The 11,520-nt window shown below is 74.8% G+C and carries 9 protein-coding genes; 4 read left to right on the top strand and 5 right to left on the bottom strand.

Annotation, left to right across the window (positions count from 1 at the left end; genetic code table 11):
* The first annotated feature begins 282 nt into the window (after nt 1-282).
* The 3 genes from OG956_RS39090 to OG956_RS39100 all read left to right on the top strand — a co-directional run bounded on the left by OG956_RS39090 (nt 283) and on the right by OG956_RS39100 (nt 4,013).
* A complete protein-coding gene (locus OG956_RS39090) occupies nt 283-642 on the top strand; it encodes a hypothetical protein (RefSeq protein WP_330343107.1) in 360 nt (119 codons plus the stop codon).
* A gap of 191 nt (nt 643-833) precedes the next feature.
* Entirely contained in the window at nt 834-1,379 is a 546-nt protein-coding gene (locus OG956_RS39095) for a hypothetical protein (RefSeq protein WP_330343108.1), read from the top strand.
* Between the two features lie 540 nt (nt 1,380-1,919).
* Nucleotides 1,920-4,013: a condensation domain-containing protein gene (locus OG956_RS39100; protein ID WP_330343109.1), complete on the top strand. Its 2,094-nt coding sequence runs from the start codon at nt 1,920-1,922 to the stop codon at nt 4,011-4,013.
* Nucleotides 4,014-4,189: 176 nt separating this feature from the next.
* On the opposite strand, the gene OG956_RS39105 is transcribed toward OG956_RS39100, so the two are convergent.
* Nucleotides 4,190-4,417, bottom strand: coding sequence for a hypothetical protein (locus OG956_RS39105; RefSeq protein ID WP_330343110.1), 228 nt, complete (start codon nt 4,415-4,417; stop codon nt 4,190-4,192).
* Between the two features lie 394 nt (nt 4,418-4,811).
* Between OG956_RS39105 and OG956_RS39110 the strand changes: the two genes are divergently transcribed.
* On the top strand, nt 4,812-6,041 hold the full coding sequence (locus OG956_RS39110; protein ID WP_330343111.1) for a helix-turn-helix domain-containing protein: 1,230 nt from the start codon (nt 4,812-4,814) through the stop codon (nt 6,039-6,041).
* Between the two features lie 90 nt (nt 6,042-6,131).
* Here OG956_RS39110 and OG956_RS39115 read toward each other — a convergent pair whose 3' ends face one another.
* Genes OG956_RS39115 through OG956_RS39130 form a run of 4 tightly spaced genes read right to left on the bottom strand, consistent with a single transcriptional unit; the run spans nt 6,132 to nt 11,518 of the window.
* Nucleotides 6,132-7,421: an MFS transporter gene (locus OG956_RS39115; protein WP_330343112.1), complete on the bottom strand. Its 1,290-nt coding sequence runs from the start codon at nt 7,419-7,421 to the stop codon at nt 6,132-6,134.
* A gap of 33 nt (nt 7,422-7,454) precedes the next feature.
* The gene (locus OG956_RS39120; protein ID WP_330343113.1) at nt 7,455-9,269 is read right to left on the bottom strand and encodes a hypothetical protein; all 1,815 of its coding nucleotides are present in this window, start codon (nt 9,267-9,269) and stop codon (nt 7,455-7,457) included.
* A complete protein-coding gene (locus OG956_RS39125) occupies nt 9,266-10,507 on the bottom strand; it encodes an ATP-grasp domain-containing protein (RefSeq protein WP_330343114.1) in 1,242 nt (413 codons plus the stop codon). Before OG956_RS39125 ends, OG956_RS39120 begins: the two co-directional genes overlap by 4 nt.
* A gap of 33 nt (nt 10,508-10,540) precedes the next feature.
* Entirely contained in the window at nt 10,541-11,518 is a 978-nt protein-coding gene (locus tag OG956_RS39130) for a TauD/TfdA family dioxygenase (protein ID WP_330343115.1), read from the bottom strand.
* Nucleotides 11,519-11,520 lie beyond the last annotated feature (2 nt).

Below are 11,520 nucleotides of genomic sequence, written 5' to 3' on the forward strand. Positions count from 1 at the left end.
GGTGTGCGAACAGCCCTGTACGTAGGGGTGTAGTGCGCGTTTCACCAGTGCGCCCCCGGCGGCGAGGGCCGGGCGAATGAATCCGGCCGAAATCAATTCAAGAAAAGCGGCAGGAATTGGCTGAAGCTTTTCGGAATGCCTTCACGGAACGTGAGAAAGCGCGAAGTGATTTCCCCGGGTCCGCTGTGTTTCACCCGTGCTCCATCGCCTCTCCAGCAGTGGCGGGCATGGTTTCGGTGACGGCTGTACGGGATGACGAACCATGAGGAAGGACCTCTCGTCATGGCGCCCACGTTGACCGAGCCCCTCAGCGGGGTGCTGCACCAGCTCCTTACCGCGCGCTGCCTGCGCGAGCGCAACAAGGAACTCGTCCTCGAACTGGTCGCGGCGGGCAACCGGGGCGAGGTCAACCGGCTCACCCGGCACTGGGCGGGTCCCGGCGGCCCGGGCGGGCGGGCCCTGCCCGACGGGCTCGGGCTGACGGTCGAGAGCGTCCTCGCCGACGGTGACGTCGTCGTGCTGCGGGCGACCGCCCGTGCCGGACGCGAGACCTGGTCGCTGGTCGCCGAACTCCGGTTCGACGCGGCGGGGCGGGTCGCCCACGTCCACGACATCCTGGTGCCCGGCGCGCAGCAGCGCTGAATCGGACCTCGGCTTCCGGGGCTCCGGCGGAGTTCGAGCGCGCCTCGGCCGGTTCTCGAGCGGCGGACGCCACCGTCGGCCCCTACCGCCGCAGGAGAGGGGGACGGCCCGTGAGGGTGGCGTCCGGCTGGGCCGGGCTATTACGGCGTAATAGGGAAGCGGGCCACTCCGCCCTGAGGGGGCGGCCCGTCGTGGTCGACCCGGACGGCGACACGGCCGTGCTGTTCGCCTCCGGGCCGGGGGTCAGGCCTGCCGTGGCGCGGACCCTGTACGGGGCGTGCTCCGAGTTCCGCGCCGCGTTCGACGCGACGTGCCGGGTGGCGGACCGGCGGCTGCCGGTGCCGCTGGCCGCCGCCGTGTTCGCCCCGCAGGACGGTGTCGACGCCCGCCTGCTGCACCGCGCCGAGTTCCGCCGCACCGCTCTGTTCGCCTACCAGGTGGCGCTGTTCCGGCTGTGGCGGGAGTGGGACGTGCCGCGGGTCGCAGCGGTCGCCGGTGAGGGCGCGGGCGCCTGCGCCGCGGCGTACGTGGCGGGCGTGCTCGGTCTCGACGAGGCAATACGGCTGCTCGTGTCGGGGCGCCGACTGCACGAGCACGGCGCGACGCGCGCCGAGCGAGCCCTGTGCGCCGGCGGGTTCGACCGCGTACTGCGCTGCGCTCCGGACCACGAGAACCTCGACGCCATGCTGATGCCGGGCGGCGTACGGCGGCTGCGTCCGGACCTGCTGGGCGGCTGAGGGCCGCGCGGGCGACGCCGGGTGACGGGCCGGTGGCCCGCGGTACCGCGCGAGCAGGTGTCCGCCCCGGATGAGCGCAGGTCGGGGACCGTTCGCGGACGGCTGGAGAAAACGGACGGACGGGACGCGGCGGAGCTAGCGTGGGGAGGCTGAGTGTGAGGGGACGGCCATGGGAGAGCGCCACAGCGGCCGGCGGGTACCGCAGCAGGAGCCGCAGCGGGAGCCGGAGGCGTATCTCCGCCGGATGCCAGGGACGCCGGCGTGTGGCGGGCAGGGGCCGCGGGGATACGCCGTGCGGTTCAGCGGGGCGCCACAGGCACTCCCGGTGACCTCCCCTGACGCCCGGGTCCGCCGCCGGGTGCCGCGTCCCCGCGGCGGACCCGCCAAGCCGATCCCGGACGAGGGGACGGTCCGGGGCCCGTCCCGCGGCGGCGCGTCCGCCCAGGCCGCTCCGCCTTCTCGGCCGGCCCGCGGTACCGCCCGCTGAAGCCGCGGGCGGAACACGTCCGTTGCGTACCGGTTGTCCAGGAGGGGGTGGCGATGAACGACGGCCGGCCTACCGGCGTGTGCGCGGTGATCGACCCCGAGCGCGGCGCTCACGGCGCCCTCGAACTGCGCGGGCCACTGGACGCCGCCTGCTTCCACCAGGCCCTGCACCGCATCGCCGAGAGCCGCCCGGACACCCGGCAGACGGGGCCCCGGCTGCTGCGACACGGCCCCGAGCTGCACACCGTCGTACTCCCAGGCGACGACGGCGAGCCGGCGCCCTATCCCGTCGGTCTGCTCGCCGACCTGCTCACCGCCGTCCCCGGCCCTCTCCCCGGCGCACGGCCCGGCGCCGTACCCTCCGCGGCGGCGGGCGACCGGCCCTGCGGGACGCTGCCGCGCACCGAGCCGGTCACCGCCCTGCAGCAACAGCGGCTCGCCGACGCCCTGGCCCGGCCCGACCACCAGGTCGAGCAGATCGTCTGGCGCTGGTACGGCCCCCTGGACACCGCCCGTTTCGAGGCGGCCTGGCAGGCCGTCGGGGAGCGCGAGAGCGTGCTGCGCACCGGCTTCCTGTGGGATCCGCGGCCGCGTTCCGTCGTCTTCGAGCGCGCCGCCCCGGACGTCGTCCGCCACCGGCACGTCACGGTGATCCGGCGCGCCGCGCTGCTCGCCCGCGAACGTGCCCGCGCCTTCGACCTGCGCCGCCCCGGACCCCTGCGGGTGGCGCTGCTGGACAGCGGCCCCGCGGACGCGGCGGCGCCCTTCACCGACGTGCTCCTCACCTATCACCGTGCCCTGCTCGACAGCTGGAGCGTCCGGCTGCTGATGCGCGAGTGCTGCCGCGCCTACCTCGCCGACGGGGTGCTGCCCGGCGGCGAACGCCGTCCCGACCTCGGCGACTGCGCCCGCTGGCTCGGCGCCCAGGACCTCGGCCCGGCCGGCGACTTCTGGCGCAGGCCCGCCCGCCGGTCCGCACCGGTGCCGCCCCCGCCCGCCCCGGCGGCCCCTCCCCCCGGCAGCGGTGGCACCGGCGTGCACCGCACCACCCTGTCCCCGGTCGAGAGCGACGGCCTGGCGCGCTGGGCGGCCCACTGGGGCGTCGCCGAGAGCAGCGTGCTGCAAGCGGTGTGGGCGATGCTCCTGTACCGCGCGTCCGGCGCCGCGCCCCGGCCCGCCGTCGTCGGCTTCGGCCTGGACTTCCCGGGGCGCGGACTGCTCCTGGAGGGCATCGAGGGTGTTCCCGGTCCGTTCGAGAACGCGCTGCCCGTCACGGTCGCCGTCGACGCCACGCTGGGCCTGCCCGGACTGCTGCGCGAACTGCGCGACCACGTCCTGGACATGGCCGCGTACGAATGGGTCGCCGCCGGGGAGCTGGACCCCGGCCGCGGCGGCGGGTCGCGGGCCGGCGGCCTGCTCGCCTTCGACTGCGGTCCGCGTCCCGAGGAGTCGTACGGCGACGCGCTCGCCGCGCAGGGAATCCGCCTGGAGGAGCGCGAGGCGACCGGATCGCCCGCCGGGTACGCCCTCCGGCTGCGCGCCGGCCACGACGCCCGCCGAGCTCTCGTGCTGACCTGTGTGTACGACCGTGACCTCGTCGACGGCGGGACCGCCCGCACGCTGCTGGTGCACGCCGTACGGCTGCTGCGCCTGCTGCCCTGCGCCGCGACCGGGGCAACCACCGTCGCAGACGTACTGGCCTGGCTGCCGGATGCCGTCACGCCCCGGGTACCGGACGGTCCCGTCGCCCGTGAGGCGTCGCCGCTGGTGTCGCTGCGCGCCGCCGCGGAGCCCGCGGCGGCGACCGTGTGCCTGGTCGACGTGCCGGGCGCGCCGCGCACGGGCCACTGGGAACTGGTGCGGCACTACCGCGGGCCGGAGGCGCTGACCGCGCTCCGGCCGACCGCCGGTGCCGAGGCCGCCGCTTCGGCCGTGGCCCTGGGCCGGCTGGCCCGCTCGCGCGGCCGGCTGGTCCTCGGTGGCTACGCCGGTGCCGGCGCCCTCGCCTGCGAACTGGCCCGGCGGATCACAGGGTTCGGGGCCCGCCCGCCCCTGGTCGTGGTCGGCGGCACCTGCGACGACCCGGACGGGCCCAGGGTCTTGGCGGGGGCCCTGCAGGAAGCGAGCGCGTCAGCCGCGCGGTACTGAGGCGCAGGGGAGAGGGGGGCCGCGGGCCGGCCGGGGCCGGTGGTGACGCCTCTGCGCGTCGGGCATCGCCCGGGGACCGGGGCGCGGCGGAGCGGTGCGGCGTGCGCGAGCTCCAAGGTGCGGTGCCCGGAGCCGCCGGGCGGGCGAAGGCGGCCGTGTGCCGTGCCGGCGGAGTTTCAGGCGCCGTGCGAAGCCCGGGACTTGCCCGCCGCGCGGTGCCGGGTGAGGGCTCGAACGGCGGCCCAGGCCGCCGAGGCGGCCCCGGCCAGCGAGACCGCCGAGGCGAGCGAGGCCGTCAGGAGGGTGTCCGAGCCGTCGAGGTCGGGTGAGGGCGACCGGGTGGGGGCGGAGGCCGCCATCGGGGCGGGCGGGCGGGTGCGGTGCTGGATCGGGGTGTGCGTCATGATCACCTCTACGGCCAGTCGATGTCGTCGTCGGAGGGTGTGGCGCGGATCGGTCCCGGTCGGCCGGAGCGGCCCTGGCGGGCAGCGCGGCGGGCAGGAACCGACTGCTTCATGGACGACTCCCGTGGACACGGACGGGAACAGCTCCCGTGGCATGGGGGCGGCCTGGTGCGCAGGCACCGCCGCTGACGCTCGAGATCGTGCCCGTATCCGGTGGAGGACCGCTCGAGGAACGCACGAGAGCCCCGTGAGATCCGCACGAGACCCAGGGCACGGCGCCTGGCAAAACATTGCCCGGCTGTTGCCCGCCGCCCTACGCTCGTGGCGACTTTCGGTGGCTCGCCGGTTCCGCCCCGCGGCCGCCCCCACTCGTCCGTCCCCAGGGAATGGTCACATGCTGCAACAGCCCGCGTTCGGCAGCCGTCTGAGGAAACTGCGCCAGGCCCGCGGGCTGTCCCAGACCGCGCTGGCCGGTGACGGCATGTCCACGGGGTACCTCTCCCGGCTGGAGTCCGGCGCCCGCCAACCGACCGAGCGGGCCGTCGCCTACCTCGCCGAACGGCTCGGCCTGGAGGTCGCGGACTTCGAGGAACCCGCGGGCGGCTCGCTCGCCAACGCGCTGTCGCTGGTCGCCTCCACCGGCTCCGACGCGGCGCTGGAGACGCTCCGCGAGGCCCTGGCGGCCGAGGGGCACGAGACGCCGGCTCTGCGCTGGCAGGCGCTGTGGCAACTGGCCCGGCAGCGCCGGGTCCAGGGCGACCACGCCGGCGAACGCGAGTACCTGGAGGAGCTGGTACAGCTCGGCGACACGGTCGGGCTGACCGCGCTGCGGGTGCGCGGGCTGACCCGGCTCGCCCGCTGTCTGCGCTCGCTCGGCGACATCAAGGACGCCCTCGACGCGGCGATGACCGCCCACCATCTCGCCCGCGAGGACGACCTGGACGTGGAGGACCGTGCCGCGGTGCTGCTGGCCCTGGTCTCGGTGGAGGGCGAGGCGGGCCGGATGCCGGACGCGCGGGCCCACGCCGACGAGCTGGTCGAACTGGTCGCCGGCCGGACGGACGCGTTGTGGGCGGAGGCGATGTGGACCGCGGCGGCGGTGCGCCTGCGGCAGGGCGACCACACCGCCGCGCAGGCCTACCTGGAGGAGGCGGTGGAGAAGTTCGGCAGCGGCGAGGACCTGGTGCTGTGGCTCCGGCTCAGGCTCACGACCGGCCGGCTGCACCTGGAGAAGACGCCGCCGGACCCCGAGGCGGCCGAACGGTGCCTGACGGCGGCCGAGTCGGCACTGGCCTTCGTCGGCACCCCCGGACTGCGTCAGCAGCTGGTCGCGCTCAAGGCCGACCTCGCCTTCGCCACCGCCCGGTACGACGACGCCCGCGCCCTGCTCGGCGAACTCGCCCAGGCGGAGCCCCGGATGACCTACCGGGAGAGGGTGCAGATGGACATCCTGCGCCACCAGCTTCTCATCCGCTCCGGCGACGAGCGCGGCATCCAGGGCCTGCGGACCCTCGCCGAACAGGCCCAGGCCGACGCGAACATCGACCTGGCCGCGCAGATCTGGCGCATCCTCGCGGAGTCGCTGGCCCAGTCCGCCACGGAACGGGGCTCCACGGCGGTGTGATCGCCCTTCCTCGGCTGCCGGTTGCCGGTTGCCGGTTGCCGGGAGCGGCGGCCCCTTCCTTCCCGGGGCGGCCGGCGGCAGGCGCGACGGTCAGCGGGGCGCCGGCTCCAGCGCCGGAGCCGGCGGTGGGGCCGGCGCCGGGTTCGTCGTCAGGGACCGCACCTGGCGGCTGCACAGAGCCCCCGCCGTCACCAGCACCACCAGCGTCGCACCGGCCAGCAGGGCGGTGCGGACGCCGAGGCGGCCCGCCAGGGGACCCGCGGCCATCTCGCCCAGGGGCAGGGCCACGAAGGAGCCGAGCGCGTCGTAGGCGTAGACGCGGGCCAGCCGGTCGGCGGGGATGTTCTCCTGGAGGGAGACGTCCCAGGCGACCCCGAACTGTTCCAGGGCCACGCCGTTGGCGAACATCGCGACCGTCAGCAGCAGGGCGCCCGGTGCCTCGGCCAGCACGACCAGCGGGACGGCCTCCAGGGTCACCAGGGCCACGCCGAGCAGCAGCGCGCGCCGGACGCGGGAGCGGGCCGCCAGGATTCCGCCGGCCACGGCTCCCGCCATCTGCGCTGCCAGGACGGTGCCCCACGCCCCCCGCCCGAAGGTGCCGTCGGCGACGACCGGCCCGAGCACCTGCACGCCGCCCGCGACCACCGCATTGACCACCATGAACTGCAGGACCACCAGCCAGACCCAGGAACGTGAGGTGAACTCCCGCCAGCCCTCGCGCAGTTCGTGGAAGGGCCGGGCCGGCCCGGCGGCGCCCTCCGCGTTCGCGGGGGCGGTGCGCACGCCGAGGAAGCACAGGGCCGCGCCGCAGAACGCCACCGCGTTGCCCGCGAGCCCCCAGCCGGGTCCGAGTACGGCGGCCACCACGCCGGCCAGCGAGGAACCGGCGATCGCGCCGAGGTTGGTGCCCATCCGCATGACGGCGTTGGCGGGCCGGATCAGCTCGGCGGGCACCGTCTGCGGAGTGAGCGCGGCGGACGCCGGCAGGGACAGCGCGGCGAGCGCCCCGTTGAAGGCGCTGAGCAGCACCAGCAGCGGGATCGACGCGGCGTGCAGCAGTACGCTCACGGCGATCGCGGCCTGGACACCGGCGGCTGCCAGCGCCGACCCCTGGAGCACCAGCGTGCGCCGCACCCGGTCGGCGACCACCCCGCCGACCAGCAGCAGCGCCACGTTGGCGAGCGAGCGCGCGCCGACCACCAGGCCCAGGTCGGTGGTGGATCCGGTCGCGTCCAGGACGGCGAAGGCTAGGGCCACCGGAGCCATGGCGTTGGCGAAGTACACCAGCAGCCGGCCGGCCGCCAGCCGCCGGAAGGGGCGGTGCGCGAGCGGCGCCCACGAGCTGCCCCGAGCCGGGTCCCCGGCCGGCGTCCGCGTCATCGTCGTCGTCCTTTCTTCGCCGCCCCCGTACGGTCAGCGGGCCCGGTCCGCCGGAAGCAGTGTGAAGTGCACCCGGGACACCGAGATGCCGAGGTCCTGTACGGCGTACGGGCAGAAGTAGTAGGCCTGCGGGATGGCATCGCGGGACGGTGTGATCGTGAACTCGGCGTGCACCCGCTCGCCGGCACGCTCCGCCCGCACCCGGCGCAGCACCGGGCCGACCTTCGCGTCGAGGTACACCGGCAGCACGATGCCCAGGTTCACCGTCCCGGCGCGGCGCGCCACGGCCTCGACCACCACGTGGAGGGTACCGCCGGCCGCCACCTGATCCGCCGCCTTAATCGTCAACTCGGCCGACGCGATGAGGGAGTTGGCGACATCGCCACAGCGCGGGCAGACCACCTGCACGGTGTCGGTGACCACCGGCACCCGGCCGCGGCGCCGGTAGGCACGCAGCGGGCGGCCGCAGGCGCACGGGGTGTCCAGGGCCACGGGCGCGTCGGCCACGCTGCGCTCGCCGAAGTAGGTCGGGAACTGCAGGACGGGGTCGTCGTGGTGCTTGGCGAAGCGGTGGGCGAGGGCCAGGTCGAGGGACGTGGCCTCCTTGGCGACGGCGGCGAGCGCCTCCTCGGCCTCCGGGGTGTTCACCACCGTACGCACCACGTCGTGCAGCAGGGTGTCCGACAGCGCCCGCAGCCGGGGCCGCAACGGGTGGTCCGGGCCGAGCAGGCCGCTGTCCAGCAGGCCGGACAGCCGCGCGCCGAGGGTGTGCAGGGGCAGCGGCTCATGCTGCGGAGACCTGCTGCCGGTGAGGTCCCGGTCCAGGGCCGAGGAGCGCAGGCCGGCCTGTACGAACGCCGGATACGGATTGATGTCCCGCAGCCGCTCGTTGACCGCCTCCACCGTGCCGGCCGCGAGCCAGGCCAGGTTCTCCGGGCGCTGGCCGTCGCAGGCGGTGAGGGTGGCCACCACCGTCTGCGCCGGTCCGTCCAGGGCGTTCAGCAGGATCAGGTACTTCGGGTCGTACATGGCGTGTCCGGCGAGCGCGCCGCTGAAGCAGTTCGCCAGCACCAGTTCGGCCGCCCGGATCGCGCGGGCCGGGATGAGCTTGTCCATGGGCTTGGTGCAGCCGAGACCATAGGCGCATTTCGGGCCGGGGGCACCGGGGAGGGCCGGCACGGGGCTCGCCCCGCACAGCGTGAACAGGCCCAGGTTGAGCTGGTCGTCCTTGCCGTTGCCGTGGAACAGCACCCGGCCCCACACCCGGCCCAGCGCCAGTTCCGCCACGTCGACGCGGCGTACGTCCTCCACGCCGCACCACACGTCCGCGCCCGGCGCCGGCGCTGCCGCGTCGAGCTCGGAGACAACGCCCACCGCGGCGCCCGCCGTGACCCGGGCGTACTGCTTGGCCACCACCCAGCTCAGGCTGTGCACGTCCCGGCCGGTCAGCAGGAACAGCGGCCGGGACGAGGAGTGGGCGGCCTCGACGACCGGTTGCACCTCGTCGCCGCGCAGGCGGCCGTAGGTGCCGGCGAGCAGCACGGAGCCGTCCCCGGGCAGCGCCGCCGGGTCGGTCACCCAGTGGCGGGCCAGCGGGGTGAGCAGGGCGCGCAGCGCCTCCGGCAACTCGTCGGCGCCGAACAGGACGCCGGTGTCCGCGGGTTCCGGGCTGCGCCGGCCGGCGTAGACCTGCTCGGCGAGCGCGATGCCGTCCAGCAGGTCGCCACGGCCACCGGTCCACACCGGCAGCGGACCGTCGCCTGCCGCGTCCGCCGCCACGGCCGCCGTGTAGTCGTCGAGCGCGCTGTGCGGGGCGAAGAGCGGCCCCGGCGCCACGGAGGCGTTCACGACTCGTCCACCTTCAGCTCGAAGTGGCGCAGCACGGTGTGCATCCGCTCCTCCACCTCGTCGGCGGTGGCGCCCTCGACGTGCACATAGCCGGTCGAGGCGTGCGAGGCGCGCGGCGGGTCGAGGACGTCGCCCGGCGCGGCGGTCAGGCGGGCACCGATCACACCGGGCAGCCGGAGCAGTTCCTCCTCGGAGCTGATGTGGACGACGCGGCCGGGCGCGGTGGGCAGCAGCAGGTCGCCGACGGCACGGTCGAGGGTGTACTCGGGCACCGGCACCCGGTCGAGGTAGGTGTCGAGGATGACGTGCAGGAAGTCGAACCCGTAGGCGAGGCCGTGGTTCATCGGCACCTCGCAGCCGCTGAGCCGGGCCGCGACCTCGCTCATCACGAACTCGCCGTCGTCGGTGAGGAAGAACTCGCCGTGCAGATAGCCGTAGGGGATGCCGAGGCCGTCGGTGAGCCGCTGCGCCAGCGCGCGGGCGTCGACCGGGATCTCCTCGCCGGGCGCGTAGGTGATGTTGGCGTTGATCTTGCCGTCGAGGACCTCAAGGATCGGCACCGGGTTCTTCGACAGGTAGGCGTCCAGCACGACGCCGCGGGCGATCACCGCGCACAGCTGGAACTCCCGGCCCTTGATGTACTCCTCGGCCATCCAGTCGAGGTCCGGGTCGAGCGGCGGTACGCCTGCCAGGTCCTCCGCGGAGTCGAGGCGGTAGGTGCCGATGCAGGAATCGGAGTCGACGGGCTTGAGGATCACCGGCCAGCCGTGCTCGTCACCGAACGCGACGACGTCCTGAAGGGCGCGCACGGGGCGGTAGGCGGCGTGCGGGATGCCGAGTTCGGCGTACCGGTCCTTCATCGTCATCTTGTTGCGCACCCAGCCGACCTGTTCCTCGCTCAGGTGCGGCAGGTCCACCAGGGCGGCGAAGCGCTGGGCGGCGGCCTGCAGCGCCTCGTTGGGGTTGCAGAAGTGGGTCGGCCGGGGCAGGCCCCTGGTGCCCTTCATCCAGCGCAGGTAGCGGGCCGCCTCGTCCTCCAGGGGCGCGGAGGTGTTCAGGGTGAACGTCGGCACGTGCGCGGTGCGGGCGATGTACTCCTCGGTCAGCTGCACGGTGTCGAAGCGCAGCAGGACGACGTCGACGTCGTCGCGGGCGAGGACGTGGTCGGTGAAGGTGGCCCGGCGGCTCTCGACGAGCAGGACGGCGGGGCGGGCGGCGGGGGTGCCGGTGGCGTGCATGGTCGTCTCCAAGTCTGCTGTTGACAGCGGGATTCAGCCGATGACCCGGGTGGATCCGTCGAGCCGGCCGGGGCGGGTGCGGCGCAGGTCGCGGACGAGGTTGACCCGCTTCAGCCAGCGGTCGCCGCCGTCGAACCCGGCGCGGAAGGAGCGCCGGCCGTGCACCACGTTGCGGTTGTCGACGAAGCAGATCCCGCCGGTGGGGACGACCACGTCGGTGAGGTTGGCGTCGAGGTGGGCGATGACGTGGGCGAGGGCCTCGGCGGCCTCCGCATCGCCGTCCCGGGCGCGGAAGAAGTCCCGGTCGATGCGGAGTACCGGCTGGTCCGGATGGCCCTCCAGGACGGGCACCGGTTCGGGGACGAAGGCGCCCTCGGCGAACTCGTGCGCGGAGTCGGGCAGGGCCACGAAACGCGGCTGCGACAGCACCGCGCGGATCCGGGCGGGCAGCCGGTGCACATCGACGTGGGCGACGGTCGTCGGCACCCGGCGTTCGTTGCGCAGCGCGAACAGACCCACCCAGTCCGCCCGGTACGGCGAGAAGGCGTCCTCGGTGTGCCAGGCCAGCTCCAGCTCGCTGGAGGCGGAGATCAGGCTCTTCTCGAAACCCTTGCTCGGCAGGATGTCGGTCACCAGCCGCCCGTCCTGCTGCGTGGCCCAGCCGGTGACGTCGCCCAGCAGCGCCGCGTACAGCACGAGCAGCACGCCGTGGACCTGGCTCGCCTCGGTGTTCGCCTCCCGCCAGTGGCCGGGGGTGGCGCCGAGCGCCGCCTGGTCGACGAGGTTGCCGCGGACCAGCGTGACATGGGTGGTCTCGTCGCGGCGTGCGGAGTTCAGGTGGCGGCGCACGGCCGGCGGCAGTTCGTGCGCGAGGACCGGCGCCTCGTCCAGGAACCGGGCGTCGTCCGCGGCCTTGTACTCCTTCAGGCAGGCCGCGGCCAGCGCGTGCGCCGCGCGGGCCTCGCGGGGGGTGAGGTCCAGGACGTGGTGGCGGTCGTCGGTGGCGGTCATGG

The sequence above is a fragment of the Streptomyces sp. NBC_00557 genome, from assembly GCF_036345995.1.
Taxonomy (GTDB): domain Bacteria; phylum Actinomycetota; class Actinomycetes; order Streptomycetales; family Streptomycetaceae; genus Streptomyces.